We start from the raw sequence: 16,512 nt of genomic DNA, 5'->3' as shown, positions 1-16,512 counted from the left end.
GTCCTATTATGGCCGAGATAAATTTATCATATCACTAGTTATCATTATGTAAGCCCGGCAAATGTTTTTATACGATAAAAAAGCGGGAAAACTCCCGCTTTTTGTGATTATCGACGTAAACCTAGTTTATTGATTAACTCACGATAACGTGTTACGTCTTTATTACGTAAGTACGTTAACAGATTACGGCGTTTCCCTACCATTTTTAAAAGACCGCGACGTGAATGGTGATCTTTTTTGTGTGTGCGTAGGTGCTCGTTCAAATTGTTAATCGAATCTGTTAGGATAGCAATCTGAACCTCTGGAGAACCAGTGTCAGATTCATGAGTTTTGAACTCACTGATGAGTTGATTTTTACGCTCTTGAGTAATGGCCATCCTTGTTTCACCTCCAATTTCATAATTAGCCCCAATTACCCAGCAATCGTCGGTGATTCGAATTGCCAAGCAATGGTTTTAAAGCTACGGATACTATCATACCAACCCTTGACACAAAAATCAAGTTGTTCTCTCAGAACTTTTGCACATCGGAAGCTTTTCATCAAAGCGTTTTAAATCTTCGTATGCTTGTTCCTTATCTTTTGAGATTTGCTCAATTAATTCATTAATGCCATTAAATTTTTGTTCACTTCTGATTCTCTTCATCCAATTGATCGTTAATTCTTTTCCATAAATCATTTCATCGAAGTTAAATAAGTGAACTTCAATAGAGGGCAAAGAGGCCCGCTCTTTTTTAAAAGTTGGCTTATAACCTATATTACAAACACCTTTAATCGCCTTGCCGTCCAATTCAGCTATTACCGAATAAACACCTGTCGGCGGGACAATATATGGATCTGAAAGTTCGGTATTGGCTGTCGGAAAACCGATCGTCCTCCCCCTCTTATCACCGTGAATAACTGTGCCTTTTACGTAGTGCGGCCTGCCAAGCAGCTCTGCAGCCAGCTGTACGTCCCCGCTCTTCAATGCTTGTCGAATTAAGGTTGAGCTTATTTTGCTGTCATCGCGGCTCAATCTTTTTACTGTCGTACTTTTGACGGCATCCCTTGAAAATGAAGGGAAATTCTCCATGTTTCCTTTCCCCATGTGACCAAATGAAAAATCAAAACCTGCTGTGATGTGCTTCACATTCAAGTTTATGATATAGTTATCGACAAATTCCTGGGGAGTAAGCGATGCAAAAATAGGAGTAAATTCAACAATATAAAGGATATCAACACCTAATGACTCAATCAAACGTTCTTTTTCCCGAATGGGAGTGATAACATCCTTCGGCTCGCTTTCCTTTTTTAAAACGGATGTTGGATGAGGGTAGAACGTCATGACTGCCGTCTTTCGCTTTTCCAGCTCTGCGATGTCCTTGGCTGTTTGAATGACTTTTTGGTGGCCAAGGTGAACACCGTCAAAATAGCCTAATGCCATGACAGTCTCTGGGAGATCCCCCCGGGTAAATGAATGAGGATGAGAAATATGTATTGTCTTCACAGAACGTTCACCTTTTCTAATCTTTACGAGTTTCCTGCCAGTACTTTCGCAGGTTTGAGCAGTCCCGGTTTTGAAGGGTGCAGCTGGTAAATAGCCATGCATAAGCCTTCTTTTGAATAAATAACTACTCTATCGCTTTCCCCTAAGTTCCGGAACTGTTCGGGAATTTCCAGTACAGCGCCGTTTTCTACTTTCTTAGCTAATGTATCACTTATTACCCATTTCGGCAAATGATTAAGTGCTCGTTCGATCGGCAGCAAAAGATCATCCTTAACGCCGGTTTCAATTTTTTCTATTATTTCTTCAAATGTAACACATTCATCTAAAGTAAAATCCCCTGATGCCGTCCGAACCAAATGGGACATATGCGCAGGATATCCGAGCATCTCTCCTATCGTAACAGCTAAAGTTCTTACATACGTCCCTTTTGAGCAATGTACTCTGAAACGGAAAGAAACTTTGCTGTCGTTCTGATTAATATCCGACGTTCGCTTCAATTCATGGATCGTTACAGTTCTTTCCGGCCTTTCGATTTCAATTCCTGCACGAGCATACTCGTAAAGCTTTTTCCCGTTTACTTTAACTGCTGAATACATCGGCGGGATTTGACTGATATTCCCTGTCAATTTTTCTAAAACATCGTCGATCATTGCTTCACTAATGGTTGTGGCAACTGGCTTTTTCGTGATAATATCTCCGGTTTGATCCTCTGTCGTTGTAGAGATTCCGAGGGTAACCTCTGCATCATAAGATTTGGATTTTTCGGTCAGATACTCCACTATTTTTGTTGCTTTGCCAATACAAATTGGCAAAACACCTTCAACTTCAGGGTCAAGCGTGCCGGTATGGCCTGCTTTTTTCGTTTGGAAGAGTTTACGCACCTTCATAACACAATCATGAGATGTCCAACCGACCGGCTTATGTAAAAGAAGTACTCCATTCAACGCGATTCTAACACTCCTTATGTAAATAAACTTGCCGATTCCTGGCAAGCTTATGTTTTTACATGCTGCAAAAAAGGATGGACTGCTATTCGTTCCATCCTTTTTGGCTGATTTTTCCAGGCTGAATCCACCCGCTATTTTTCTGTATCTTTATCATCGTTAATTTCGTGAATAAGTGTTTCGATTCGATTCCCGTAATCAATCGACTCGTCAAATTCAAACGAAAGTTCTGGCGTTTTTCTAAGCCTGATCCTGTTTCCAATTTCAGACCGTATAAACCCTTTTGCTTTTGCAAGGCTGCGAAGGGTCGCTTCTCTCTGTTCTTCATTTCCAAGAACTGAGATATACACTTTTGCATTTTGCAAATCGCCGGTGACTCTGACATCTGTAACAGTTATAAAGCCGATTCTTGGGTCTTTAAGCTTTCTTCCAATGATGTCGCCTAATTCTTTTTTCATTTGTTCACCAATACGGGTGGCTCTAATACTCATTCCTAATCACCTTTCTATTAAAACCATTCAGTTTCGGTAATTGTCCGTTCAATTTCCGGAAAGGAATCGATAAAGTCCAATACTTTCTGTAATTCCTTTTCCGTTTGAACGCGAGAAGAAGATACCGCTGCAATTGCAAGACTGGTCCTTTGCCAAGTGTCCTGATAATCAACTTCAGAAATTGACACATTGAACTTTGCTCGGACTCTTGTGATAATCCGCTTGAGCACCGAACGTTTATCCTTTAAGGATGACGCATCATATATCATGCATTCACATGTGACGCAGCCGATCATTTTCTTTCAATTTCTTGCATGACATACGCCTCTAGTACATCGCCTTCCCGTATATCATTGTATTTTTTTATTGTGATTCCGCATTCGTATCCTTGTGATACTTCCTTTACGTCATCTTTATAGCGTTTCAAGACGTCTACTTCGCCTTCATAAATAACAACGCCGTCACGAATCAAGCGGATCCCGCTGTCTCTAGTAATCGAGCCTTCTGTCACGTATCCACCGGCAATTGTTCCGATTCTGGACACTTTAAACGTTTGGCGGACTTCCACTTGGCCGATCACTTTTTCCTCGTATTCTGGATCAAGCATCCCTTTCATTGCGGACTCAATTTCCTCAATGACTTTATAAATGATCCGGTGAAGACGGATATCGACGTTTTCAGAATCTGCCGTTTTTTTGGCATTGCCATCCGGACGAACGTTAAAGCCGATTACAATCGCATTTGAAGCAGAAGCTAAAATAATATCCGATTCGGTGATCGCTCCAACGCCTGTGTGAATGATTTTTACCTTGACGCCTTCTACTTCGATTTTTTGAAGGGATGCGGTAAGGGCTTCGGCAGAACCTTGAACGTCAGCTTTCACGACAAGATTAATATCCTTAACGTCCCCCTGCTTGATTTGTTCAAACAAATCATCTAAGCTGAGCTTCGCTTTATCAGATCGCTGCTCTTCCATTTGTTTCGAAGCACGCGCCTCTCCTACTTGACGGGCTGTTTTTTCGTCTTTAAATACTAGGAACTGGTCGCCAGCATTCGGAACATCATTTAAACCTGTTATTTCAACAGGGGTAGATGGACCGGCCGTTTTCACACGTCTGCCAATGTCGTTTACCATCGCACGGACGCGGCCGAAGGAATTTCCGACAACGATAGGATCTCCAACGTTAAGCGTTCCTGTCTGAACTAAAAGCGTTGCGACTGAGCCGCGGCCTTTATCAAGCTCAGCTTCAATGACGGTTCCTTTTGCCCTGCGATTAGGGTCAGCCTTCAATTCTTCTACTTCACTCACAAGAAGAATCATTTCGATTAATTCATCAATACCTTCTCCATTTAATGCAGAAAGAGGTACAAAGATCGTTTCTCCGCCCCAGCTTTCAGGCACGAGCCCATGCTCAGTCAGCTCTTGCATCACGCGATCTGGATTTGCTCCAGGTTTGTCTATTTTGTTTACAGCTACAATAATAGGAACTTCGGCAGCTTTTGCATGGTTAATTGCCTCCACAGTTTGCGGCATTACGCCGTCGTCCGCAGCTACCACTAATATTGTAATGTCAGTTACTTCCGCTCCGCGAGCACGCATCGTTGTAAATGCTGCGTGTCCCGGGGTATCAAGGAACGTAATTTTTTTGCCGTCATCTTCAATTTGGTAGGCACCGATATGCTGGGTAATACCGCCAGCTTCTCCAAGGGCGACCTTCGTTTTCCGGATGCTGTCAAGCAAAGTCGTTTTCCCGTGGTCGACGTGTCCCATAATCGTAACAACCGGCGGCCTGATCTCTAGATTCTCTTCCGTTTCAGGCTCTTCATATTTTTCAAGCTCGGTTTCTTCCAAAACAATGACTTCTTCTACTTCAACGCCGTATTCTGCAGCGATAAGCTCTACCGTATCTTTATCGAGGTCTTGGTTGATTGTAGCCATAACACCAAGCAGCATAAGTTTTTTAATGATTTCAGAAGGCTCTCTGCCTAATTCTTCTGCCAGTGCCCCCACCGATTTGCTGTTTGTAAAAGTGATTTTTTCAGGAAGTGCTTTTACAGGCTTTGGCTGCTTAAAATTATTTTGTTGATTATTATTTCGTTTATTATTTTTTTTGTTGTTTTTATTGTTTTTCTTGTTTTTGTTGTTATTTTGTATATTTTGCACGTCATTCTTCTTTCCGTTGCGGTTTTTGTTTTGATTTGCAGTAATCTGTTGGACTTTGTTCGGTTGCGCTCCCTGCTTTTTATCAGGGGCAGATTGTTTTCCGGCAGGCGATCCGCCGTTTGTTTTAAATTTCCCATCCAACTGTTTGATAACATTCTCATCGATCATAGCCATATGGTTGTTTACTTCCATATCCAAATCTTTCAGAGTCGTTAAAATATCCTTGCTTGATACATTTATTGTTTTCGCGTATTCATAAACTCTCATTTTAGCCATTCGTTCACCCCCAAAAAAATTAATCGAGCAAGTTTAGTAACTTTTTCGCAAATCCTTGGTCAGTGACGGCTACCACAACTCTCGAATCCTTGCCGATTGCCTGGCCAAGAATCTCGCGGTTTGATACTCGTTTATAAGGAATATTGTAGTATTTGCATTTGTCCGTTACTTTTTTAGCCGTATTTGCTGAAGCGTCATCACTAAGCAATACGATTTTTGCAGAGGTACTCCGAATTTCTTTAATGACTGACTCTTCACCAGTAACGACCTTCCGTGCCCGATATGCTAGACCCAGCAAGGGAAACCAGTTGTTATTATCCATTTGCATTGTTTCCCTTTTTCGCTAATTCTAATAATTGATCGTATATCTCATCATCAATTTTTGTTTGAAATTGTTTTGACAGGATATTTTTTTTCTGCGCCGTGAGAATACTTTCTTCAGTAAGTGTCAAATACGCGCCACGGCCATTTTTTTTGCCAGTAGGATCGACGGATATGTCTCCTTCTTTGGATCTGACAATTCGGATGAGTTCCTTTTTAGGCATCATTTCTCCTGTCACGATACATTTTCGCAAAGGAATTTTTTTCTTGCTTTTCACCCAAAATCACCCCTCTTATTCATCCTGTTCGGAAGATGGAGCTTCAGAAACAAATTCGTCCTGTTCGTTTGATAATAAACCTAGCTCTGCAGCATCCGTCTCGCTCTTAATATCGATTTTCCAGTTTGTTAGCTTCGCTGCAAGACGGGCATTTTGCCCCCTTTTACCTATGGCTAATGAAAGCTGGTAATCCGGTACGATCACAGTTGTCGCTTTGTCCTCCTCATTGACGAGAACCTCGATCACCTTTGATGGGCTTAAAGCATTGGCCACAAATTCCACTGGATCATTTGACCATTGGACAATATCGATTTTTTCGCCTTTCAGCTCATTTACAATGGCTTGAACTCGCTGTCCTTTCGGTCCAACACAGGAGCCTACCGGATCGACATCAGGATCATCTGTACGGACGGAAATTTTTGAACGGTCGCCAGCTTCTCTTGCAACTGACATAAGTTCCACTGTTCCATCATAAATTTCCGGTACTTCAATTTCAAATAATCGCTTCAAAAGTCCAGGATGTGTTCTAGAAACGTAGATTTGCGGACCTTTCGTCGTTTTCTCCACTTTTGTGATAAATACTTTTATCCGATCATGCGGTTTATAGCTTTCGTTCGGCATTTGTTCATTTACCGGTAAAATCGCTTCAATTTTTCCTAACGAAACATAAATGAATTTATGATCGATTCTCTGAACAATGCCTGTCATTATGTCCTCTTCGCGATCGATGAATTCATTATAAATTACTCCGCGCTCGGCTTCTCTTACACGCTGGGTAACCACCTGTTTTGCAGTTTGGGCTGCAATCCGGCCGAAATCCTTTGGTGTTACTTCAATTTCTACGACATCACCGCTTATATAATTCGGATTAATCTTTCTGGAGTCGTCGATAGAAATCTCTAGCCTCGGATCATATACTTCATCGACGACGTCTTTTCTAGCAAATACCCTAATTGTTCCGCTTACGCGATTTAGATCGACGCGGACATTTTGAGCCTGGTTAAAGTTTCGTTTGTAAGCCGAGATCAAAGCCGCCTCAATGGCATCGATAATAATTTCTTTACTGATCCCTTTTTCTTTTTCTAGAACAGTCAGGGCATCCAACAATTCACTGCTCATGCTTAAACGCTCCCCCTTTAATCATTAATGGAATGAAACAGCCAATCTTGCACTTGCGATTTTTTCATAAGGAATGTTGATTTGTTTTTTTCTCGTTTTGATCTTGATTGTGACAGTTACTACTTCCCCGTCAAATCCGCTCAGTTCTCCTTCAAAGACCTTTACTCCGTCAATCGGTTCATACGTTTTTATGTAAACGTTTTTTGAAATGGATTTTTCAAAGTCTGCCCTTTTTTTCAACGGACGTTCAGCTCCGGGCGAGGAAACCTCAAGAAAATAATTTTGCTTGATAGGGTCTGCCTTGTCAAGCTTTTCGCTTAATGCTTCGCTTACATTCGCGCACTCTTCAATGTCCACACCGTTTTCCGAATCAATAAATACACGAAGGAACCAGTTTTGACCTTCTTTGACAAACTCAACGTCTACAAGTTCAAGCTGGAGATTTTGCAGGATAGGCAGAACCATCTCTTCAACAATATCAATTACTTTTTTGCTCATTTTTTCCTCCTAGCGACCGTACAAAACGTATCACGGTGAATAAAAACCCTGCCTTTTACAAGGAGCAGGGATACATAAAGTGAACCTTGCCAATGGAATGAATACATACCCACTGGTGACCAACCGAAGCATTTACTGGCAGTTGATCAAATGTAGATTGAAAATCCCCTGATCGGGGTTCATACTAAAAACGATTGCAGATCAATTGCCTGCTCAATACAAAAGAGCGGGTTTCCCCACTCTTTGCCAAAAAAACATCAGGATTTCCATTAAAACTATATCATAACCAAAATCGATATGCAAATGAAGTACCAATGGCAACAAAATAAGCGAAAAAGATTAAAACAGTGACAGTTGATTTTGGTCCGGCAATGCTTCTAAACAGCCGTGCCGATCAAGATACTCCAATATGGTTTTTGATACCTTCCCTCGCTTTTGGAGATCTTCTTTCGACAGAAATTCTCCTTCTTCACGAGCTTTGACGATATTTAAGGCTGCGTTTGTTCCGAGACCCGGAATTGAGTTAAATGGAGGTATCAATGTTTTTCCTTCAATAATAAATTCCGAGGCGCTTGATTTATACAAGTCCACCTTCTGAAAAGAATAACCTCTTTCAACCATTTCAAGCGAGATCTCAAGCACGGTTAACAAATTCTTTTCTTTGGCAGATGCGTCAAGCCCTTTGCTCGTGATTTCTTCAATTGCAGCTCTTATAGCATTTGAACCTTTAATCATGGCATCAATATCAAAGTCATCTGCTCTAACCGTAAAGTAAGCAGCATAATAAAGCAAAGCATGATGAACTTTAAAGTAGGCGATCCGTACAGCCATAAGGACATAGGCGGCAGCATGCGCCTTCGGAAACATATACTTGATTTTTTTACAGGAATCAATGTACCAATTCGGTACATTATTTTCTTTCATTTCTTCTTCCCATTCGGGGTTTAATCCTTTCCCTTTACGGACAAACTCCATGATCTTGAAGGCAAGGGACGGATCTAGGCCTTGATAGATCAAATAAACCATAATATCATCCCGGCACCCGATAACTTCACTTAATTCGCAAATCGAATTGTGAATCAGCTCCTGGGCATTTCCGAGCCAAACATCAGTGCCGTGTGAAAGTCCCGAGATCTGGACCAACTCGGAAAAGGTTGTCGGCTTTGTATCTTCAAGCATTTGCCGGACAAATTTTGTTCCGAATTCCGGTATGCCGAGCGTTCCGGTTTTACACATGATTTGTTCCTCGGTCACTCCAAGAGGCTCTGTCCCGCTGAATATTTTCATCACCTCAGGATCATCGGTCGGGATCGTCTTCGGATCAATCCCGCTTAAATCCTGAAGCATTCTGATGACTGTTGGATCATCATGTCCCAGTATATCAAGCTTCAGCAGATTATCGTGGATCGAATGGAAATCAAAATGTGTCGTTTTCCATTCCGATCCAGTGGCATCTGCAGGAAACTGAATCGGAGAAAAATCAAAAATATCCATATAGTCCGGTACAACGATTATCCCCCCGGGATGCTGCCCTGTGGTTCTTTTTACGCCGGTGCAGCCTTGAACGAGCCTGTCGATTTCAGCGCCTCTATAGTGCAGATTATGGTCACTTGCATAGCCCTTCACGTAGCCATAGGCTGTTTTTTCTGCCACTGTTCCGATCGTTCCAGCACGGTACACATTGTCTTCACCGAATAAAACCTTCGTATAATTGTGAGCTCTTGGCTGATATTCGCCTGAGAAATTCAAATCAATATCGGGAACTTTGTCCCCTTTAAAGCCAAGAAATGTTTCAAACGGAATGTCATGGCCGTCTTTACTGTACTCAGCCCCGCATCCTGGACAAGCTTTATCGGGCAAATCAAAGCCTGACCCTACCGAACCGTCATTAAAAAATTCTGATTGCTTGCAGTGCGGGCACACGTAATGCGGCGGCAGCGGATTAACTTCTGTAATTTCCGTCAAAGTCGCGACTAAAGAAGATCCCACAGACCCCCTTGATCCAACAAGATAGCCGTCATCGAGCGATTTCTTCACAAGCTTGTGCGAAATCAGGTAGATGACTGCAAAGCCGTGTCCGATGATACTTTTCAACTCTTTTTCAATGCGGTCCTCAACGATCTTCGGCAAATCGTCACCATAAATGCTCCTCGCACGCGCATAGCTCATTTCCCTGATTTCTTCATCAGCACCATCTATTTTTGGTGTGAACAAATCATCTTTAATAGGTTTAATCTCGTCAATCATGTCGTTGATTTGATTCGAGTTCTCTATCACAATTTCTTCTGCTTTCTGCTTGTCCAAAAATGAAAAAGAAGCGAGCATTTCGTCAGTCGTCCGAAAATGTACTTTCGGAAGCTTATGGCGGTTCAATGGATTTGCGCCGCCCATGCTGCTGATCAATATTTTGCGGTATATTTTATCCTCAGGATCTAAATAATGGACATTTCCTGTTGCCACAACAGGTTTGTTTAACTTGTCTCCGAGCTTAACAATATTGGATATGATTTCTTTTAAGGCTCTTTCATCCCGTACCAATTCCAGCTCTAAAAGATGCTGGTATACGTCAGGCGGGTGAACCTCAATATAATCATAGAATGAAGCAATATCCTCTACTTCATCAGGTGATTTTTGCATCATTCCTTCAAATACTTCCCCTTTATCGCAGCCTGAACCAATTAATAGCCCTTCTCTGTATTTTTCAAGCAGGGATCTTGGTATTCTAGGAACTCGGTAAAAGTATTCGATATGGGATAATGAAACGAGCTTAAATAAATTTTTCAATCCCGTTTCGTTTTGTGCAAGCAGTGTCGCATGATGCGGCCTTGATTTCTGGTATGCATTGGATTGCCCCATGTTTTCATTCAGCTGATCATGGAACAGAATGTCTTTTTCTTGAGCATCCTTCAGCATTTTTAATAATAAATATCCAGTCGCTTCCGCATCGTAAATGGCTCTATGGTGCTGTGTCAATTCGATATCAAATTTTTTGCAAAGCGTGTTCAGCCGATGGTTTTTGAATTCGGGATATAAAAACCGACCTAGCTCAAGCGTATCAATGACCGGATTCGCTGCTTTATCCGTCTTTAACAGCTTTTTATAAGCAACGTTCAGAAAGCCCATGTCGAAGCTTGCATTGTGCGCTACTAAAATATCGTCTTTTATCCACTCTTTAAATTCCCGAATAATCACATCCACATCAGGCGCGTCTTTAACCATATCATCCGTAATCCCTGTCAATTCAATGGTCGTTGCGGATAACGGATGATGGGGATTCGCAAACCGTTCGAATCGATCAACGATTTCTCCGTTATGGATTTTTACTGCGGCAAGCTCAATGATCGTGTCATATACAGCGGAAAGACCGGTAGTTTCCACGTCAAACACGACATACGTATCCTCTGCCAGATTCCTGTGAGTTGGATTGTAAGCAATTGGTATCCCGTCATCGACAAGGTTGACTTCCACTCCATAGATCATTTTCACGCCATGCTTTTTACTGGCTGAATAGGCGTCAGGAAACGATTGAACCACTGCGTGATCGGTAACTGCAATTGCTGTATGGTTCCATTTTTTTGCTTGCTGAACATACTTTTCAATACCAGTAACGGCATCCATTTGACTCATTGGAGAATGCAAGTGGAGTTCGACTCTTTTTTTGCCTTTCTCAGAAGTATCCTCACGGGATTTCCCTTTGATTTCATTCACATCATTTGCGATCATGACTAGGTCTCTTACAAACGTGTCGTTTTGAATGCTTCCTCTCGCTTTGACCCACATACCTTTTTTGAGTGATTTCATCAATTGGGCATCTTCTTTTTCACGTGAGAACATTTTTACTAGGATGCTGTCCGTGTAATCTGTCACTTTAAAAATACAAAGTGTCCTGCCGCTTTTTAATTCTCTCGTTTCAGCATCGAACACATAGCCTTGAATCGTTATTCTCCGCTCCTCGTCCATAATGCTGTCTAGAGATCGGATCTCCTCGCCATCTTTGATCGGATAGCCTAGTACGAGCGGGCCGGATGGTTCTGCATCGTCGGAGCTTTCTTTTTCCATACGCTCCATGTCGATCAGCGCTTGATGTGCTCTTTCTTTATCTTCTGCCAATTTAAGTTCTTTGAATTTTTGAATCTCATCTTCCGACACAAAAATTTCAGTCTCGATCATAAATTCCGGGAAACCAAAACGGCGGTAGCTTTGCTGGATGTAATGGCTGTATTTTGTCTTCAGCGCTTGCGCTTCAGTATCTGTTTTCGCCTTGAGAATAAGCTTATTTCCAGAAAGCACGGGTTTTTGTTGACTCAACAATGTATAAATCGGCGGGGATATTCCGTCAATTCCGTTAATACACGCTCCCCAAAAGTCCTGAACAATTCCCAATTGAACGTTCGGATTTTCGACAGAAATGGTACAGTTTACAGCAGCAATATGTGAAAAAGCATTCTTTAGTTTAAGAATAAATGCATCATAAATTGTCAGAGGCAGCAAGTCCGTGAGTTTTAATTGAAACTCCCACGTTTTTGTTGACTTATGGACGGTTAGCTTTTCGATTTGTCCGTCTTTAAAATGGGACTTCTTCCACTCATCTGATATTTGAATTTGCTCAAGCAACAGTTGAAATTGCTGTCCGCTGTCTGGCCTTTTTTCTTCCAAAGCCGGATCCCCCTTATTTTTATTCATAATAGAAGGTACCTCGAGGGATTGACGAGGTACCTTCTATTTTAATTTACATTCGATTGAAATGAAACACCCGGAGGCCTTCTCAGATCATTAAATTTTCTTCAGTTCAATTAGATGGTGATTGACGTGATCAGGAAGTTCTGATATATGGACGTCAAACGACTCGCCGGTCTTGCGGATTTTCAACTCCACAATTCCTTCTTCCGCCCGCTTCCCAACTGTGACTCGAAGCGGCAGGCCGATTAAATCAGAATCGGCAAATTTCACCCCAGCACGTTCTGCACGATCATCGAACAACACATCCATTTTCCGAGTCAAAAACGCTTCGTACAGCTCCTCGGCCAGCTTTACTTGAGGCTCATTTTTCACATTCACAACGACCAGATGCAGCGCATATGGAGCTACACTTACCGGCCAAACCAACCCTTTTTCGTCATGGTGCTGTTCGGCGATTGCTGAGAGCGTCCTTGAAATCCCAACACCGTAACATCCCATGATCATCGGCTTGGCACGACCGTTTTCATCCAGATAAGTGGAATTCATAGATTCACTGTATCTTGTACCTAATTTAAATACTTGACCAATTTCAATTCCCTGGGCAAACTGAATTGTTCCTTTACCGTCTGGTGACGGGTCGCCTTCACGGATAGATCGCAGATCAGCATATTTAGAGATCGAAGCATCTCGTTCTAAATTGACATTTTGATAATGATAACCCGTTTCATTAGCACCCGTTACACCATTTGCAACGTTTTTCAATGCAAGGTCAGCAATAATCTCGATCGAATCATCCAGTTGAACAGGTCCTATAGAACCAGGGTCTGCTCCAGTTAATTCGCGGACTTTTTCCGGACTTGCCATTTCAACAACCTGTGCGTCGGCAAGGTTTTTCACTTTGATGTCGTTGATTTCATGGTCTCCTCGAACCAAAACGAGAATATACCGGTCATCTGCTTTAAACAAAATGGATTTTATACACTTGCTTACATCCACTTTGAAGAAGTCTGCAGCTTCCTCAATCGTTTTGACTGCGGGGGTTGAAATTTTCTCCAAGGAAAGTGGTTCTTCAGTGAGAGAAACTTCCTCTTCTCTCACTTCTGCCATTTCAATGTTGGCGGCATAAGAAGACGAATCTGAAAATGCAATCGTATCTTCACCAACCTCAGCCAATGCCATAAATTCGTGAGTATCCTTGCCCCCCATCGCTCCTGAGTCAGCAATGACAGCTCTGAAATTCAATTCGCATCTGGTGAAAATTTTCGTATAAGCGTTATACATGTCTTTGTAAGTGACATCGAGGCTGTCCTGATCGCTATGAAAAGAATATGCATCCTTCATGATAAATTCACGACCGCGCAGCAAGCCAAAACGAGGGCGCTTCTCATCGCGGAATTTCGTTTGAATTTGAAAAACAGTAAGAGGCAGGCGCTTATACGATTTAATTTCGTCACGGATTAAGGACGTAATCACTTCTTCATGGGTTGGCCCTAGTGCAAATTCTCTCCCATTACGATCCTTCAACCTCATTAATTCCGAACCGTACGTATACCAACGCCCGGATTCCTGCCACGTTTCAGCCTGTTGAAGGGCAGGCATTAGTATTTCGACAGCATCGATCCGCTCCAATTCTTCACGAACGATTGTTTGAATGTTTTGAATGACTCGGTAGGCGAGCGGCATATAGCTGTAAACACCGCTCGTATTTTGCCTGATAAATCCCGCTTTCAGCAAAAGCTGATGGCTCTTTGCTTCGGCATCAGCAGGAACCTCCCTAAGAGTCGGGATTAATGTCTTGCTTTGTCTCATTTTTGCACCTCATCTATCCTTCATTATAAAAACAGCCGTTGTATGTCGTTCCATGTTACAACCAACATAAGCAGCATTAAAAATGCAACGCCAATAAAGACGACAAAGGCTTCTTTTTCGCGATTGATCGGTTTGCCCCGAACCGCTTCAACAAGTAAGAATAAAAGTCTTCCTCCATCTAATGCCGGAATCGGAAGAAGATTGATGACACCAAGATTCACACTTAAAAATGCTGCAAAATAGAGCAGATTCATGATTCCTGTCCGCGCCACTTGACCTGTCATATCATAAATTCCCACCGGTCCGGCAAGCGCATCGATTGAAACCTGTCCTGTCACAAGCCTTCCTAAGTGTTGAATGATCGCCGTGGAATTCTCGATCGTTGTATTGGCAGCATACGCATAAGGGCTGAAGAACCCTTTTTCTGTCGGTCTGTAAACTCCCATAATTCCAACAGTCTCGCCTTCAACCGTTTGCGGCTTAGGAGTTACCGTCACATCCATCGTTTCGCCGGCGCGGTTTACTTCAAATTCTAACGGTTTATTCGGATTTTCCTGAACAGTCTTTACGACATCGTCTTTCCATGAGCTCATTCTTTCCCCATTAATTGTAAGGATAGTGTCGCCTTCCTTTAGCCCAGCTTCCATCGCCGCTCCATTATCCGCAAGCTTGCCAAGTTTTGGCGCGTCAGAAGGTACCCCTTGTACGTATCCAATAATGATTAAAAGCACGAAGGCCAATACAAAATTCATTAATGGTCCTGCAGCTATCGCTTTAATCCTTTGCCATACCGTTTTCGATCCGAACTGCCTGTTATACGGGGCAATCTGGATCTGCTCACCGTCTACGAGAAAATAGGAAGTTTCACTGACAGAAAACGTCTTCAAGCTGTCTTCATTTCCGTCTTCATAGCCCGTAATGGTCATTTTGTGCTCTAAATCCGCGTGCTCTACTTCAAGCATAAGCGCATCAGGAAATTTTTCTTTTTGATTTAATACGATTTTCTCAACTTTGTCTTCCTTGTTAAATAACATCCCGATTGAATATCCGGGCTTTAGTTCATGCATTTCCGGATCTTCACCAGCCATGCGGACAAATCCGCCAACAGGAAGAAGCCTGATCGTATACACTGTTTCGTTCTTTTTAAAGGAAAAAATTTTCGGTCCAAAACCGATGGCAAATTCCCGGCAAAGAATTCCTGCTCTTTGAGCAAGAAGCAAGTGTCCAAGCTCATGGATAAAAACGAGTGTCCCAAAAATTAATATAAACGCAATAACCGTGTTCACAAACATACCACCTTATGCAAGTAATGATTGAACAAAAGCTCGTGTCTCTTTGTCCACTTCTTGGATGTCCTGAAGATTTGGCCGGGCAATTGCCTGATGGCGATTCAACGATGATTCAATTAGCTCTTCAATTTGTAAGAAGGAAATCCTTCCATTAAGAAACGCTTCGACAGCCATTTCGTTTGCAGCATTTAGAACTGTAGGCATTGTTCCCCCTATTTTACCTGATTCAAAAGCAAATTGTAAGCAACGGTACCTCTTCTCATCAGCCTTTTTGAAATTCAGCTGCCCTACTTCCCATAGATTTAAGCTTTTTACCGAAGGCAAAGACAGCCGATCTGGATAGGTCAGTGCGTATTGAATCGGCACCCTCATATCGGGAGAACCGAGTTGAGCCAGAATGCTTCTATCCTTAAATTCTACCATTGAGTGGATAATGCTTTCTTTATGTAATAGGACTTCGATTTTATCATAAGGAATATCAAACAGCCAATGAGCTTCAATGACTTCAAATCCTTTATTCATCATTGTTGCTGAGTCAATCGTAATTTTTGCTCCCATGGACCAGTTCGGGTGGTTTAATGCTTCTTTAACAGTTACCCCTTCAAGCTCTTCCCGTTTTTTTTCCCTAAAGCTTCCGCCTGAAGCCGTAATAATTAAACGCTCTATCGTTTTCGGCTGCTCGCCATGCAGACATTGAAAAATAGCAGAATGCTCACTGTCAACAGGAAGAAGAGGGACATTGTATCTTTTAGCGTGTTCTTTTACTATATGCCCCGCTGTGACAAGAGTTTCTTTATTTGCCAAAGCGACAGGGATTTTTTCTTCAATCGCCTTCAGGGTAGGAACCAAGCCTACGCTGCCGACAAGGGCGTTGACGAGGAAATCTGCTTTATAAACTGCAGCTTCTGCAAGAGCTTCTTCGCCATACCCCACCGAAAAAGAATGTGAGAATACATTGGAAGATAATATATCATAGGCTTCTTTACTGCCCGCTGCAACATATTCTGGTTTAAATTCGTTTATGATTTTAACTGCTTGCTCGACATTGCTGCCAAAGCTCATCGAAACAAGCTGAAATTGATCCGGATGGCACCTTAATACGTCCAATGTTTGAATTCCAATCGAACCTGTGGCGCCTAAAATACTTATTTTTTTCAAA

Annotated in this window: 14 protein-coding genes; all 14 read right to left on the bottom strand. The window is 42.2% G+C overall.

Annotation, left to right across the window (positions count from 1 at the left end):
- Positions 1-107: 107 nt before the first annotated feature.
- Positions 108-377 carry a 30S ribosomal protein S15 gene (gene rpsO, locus JOC74_RS02690; protein ID WP_003154182.1) on the bottom strand — a complete coding sequence of 90 codons (270 nt, stop codon included), beginning with the start codon at positions 375-377 and terminating at the stop codon, positions 108-110.
- A gap of 120 nt (positions 378-497) precedes the next feature.
- Complete coding sequence (gene ribF, locus JOC74_RS02685; RefSeq protein WP_053602846.1) at positions 498-1,484, bottom strand: bifunctional riboflavin kinase/FAD synthetase; 987 nt, start codon at positions 1,482-1,484, stop codon at positions 498-500.
- 23 nt (positions 1,485-1,507) lie between these two features.
- A complete protein-coding gene (gene truB, locus JOC74_RS02680; RefSeq protein ID WP_082363749.1) occupies positions 1,508-2,428 on the bottom strand; it encodes a tRNA pseudouridine(55) synthase TruB in 921 nt (306 codons plus the stop codon).
- Positions 2,429-2,562: 134 nt separating this feature from the next.
- Entirely contained in the window at positions 2,563-2,919 is a 357-nt protein-coding gene (rbfA, locus tag JOC74_RS02675) for a 30S ribosome-binding factor RbfA (protein ID WP_053602845.1), read from the bottom strand.
- Positions 2,920-2,936: 17 nt separating this feature from the next.
- Positions 2,937-3,215, bottom strand: a complete 279-nt coding sequence (locus tag JOC74_RS02670) for a DUF503 domain-containing protein (protein ID WP_053602844.1) — start codon at positions 3,213-3,215, stop codon at positions 2,937-2,939.
- Positions 3,212-5,359 carry a translation initiation factor IF-2 gene (gene infB / locus JOC74_RS02665; RefSeq protein WP_053602843.1) on the bottom strand — a complete coding sequence of 716 codons (2,148 nt, stop codon included), beginning with the start codon at positions 5,357-5,359 and terminating at the stop codon, positions 3,212-3,214. Before infB ends, JOC74_RS02670 begins: the two co-directional genes overlap by 4 nt.
- A 19-nt stretch (positions 5,360-5,378) precedes the next feature.
- On the bottom strand, positions 5,379-5,681 hold the full coding sequence (locus JOC74_RS02660; RefSeq protein WP_053605998.1) for a YlxQ family RNA-binding protein: 303 nt from the start codon (positions 5,679-5,681) through the stop codon (positions 5,379-5,381).
- Complete coding sequence (rnpM, locus tag JOC74_RS02655) at positions 5,674-5,958, bottom strand: RNase P modulator RnpM (protein WP_082363746.1); 285 nt, start codon at positions 5,956-5,958, stop codon at positions 5,674-5,676. Before rnpM ends, JOC74_RS02660 begins: the two co-directional genes overlap by 8 nt.
- Before the next feature lie 15 nt (positions 5,959-5,973).
- Positions 5,974-7,077 (bottom strand): transcription termination factor NusA, encoded by a 1,104-nt coding sequence (nusA, locus tag JOC74_RS02650; RefSeq protein WP_053602842.1) that lies wholly within the window; start codon positions 7,075-7,077, stop codon positions 5,974-5,976.
- A gap of 24 nt (positions 7,078-7,101) precedes the next feature.
- Complete coding sequence (rimP, locus tag JOC74_RS02645; protein WP_053602841.1) at positions 7,102-7,575, bottom strand: ribosome maturation factor RimP; 474 nt, start codon at positions 7,573-7,575, stop codon at positions 7,102-7,104.
- A gap of 339 nt (positions 7,576-7,914) precedes the next feature.
- Positions 7,915-12,258, bottom strand: coding sequence for a PolC-type DNA polymerase III (locus tag JOC74_RS02640; protein WP_053602840.1), 4,344 nt, complete (start codon positions 12,256-12,258; stop codon positions 7,915-7,917).
- Between the two features lie 90 nt (positions 12,259-12,348).
- Entirely contained in the window at positions 12,349-14,064 is a 1,716-nt protein-coding gene (locus tag JOC74_RS02635) for a proline--tRNA ligase (RefSeq protein WP_053602839.1), read from the bottom strand.
- A 23-nt stretch (positions 14,065-14,087) separates the two neighbouring features.
- The gene (rseP, locus tag JOC74_RS02630; protein WP_098945200.1) at positions 14,088-15,356 is read right to left on the bottom strand and encodes an RIP metalloprotease RseP; all 1,269 of its coding nucleotides are present in this window, start codon (positions 15,354-15,356) and stop codon (positions 14,088-14,090) included.
- A 6-nt stretch (positions 15,357-15,362) separates the two neighbouring features.
- Positions 15,363-16,511: a 1-deoxy-D-xylulose-5-phosphate reductoisomerase gene (gene dxr / locus JOC74_RS02625; RefSeq protein ID WP_053602837.1), complete on the bottom strand. Its 1,149-nt coding sequence runs from the start codon at positions 16,509-16,511 to the stop codon at positions 15,363-15,365.
- Between the last annotated feature and the right edge of the window lies 1 nt (position 16,512).

Origin of the sequence: Bacillus capparidis, assembly GCF_017832095.1 — a bacterium.
Classification (GTDB): domain Bacteria; phylum Bacillota; class Bacilli; order Bacillales; family Bacillaceae; genus Bacillus; species Bacillus gobiensis.
Note: the sequence above shows the minus strand (reverse complement) of the source record. Positions and strands in the feature narration are given on the sequence as shown.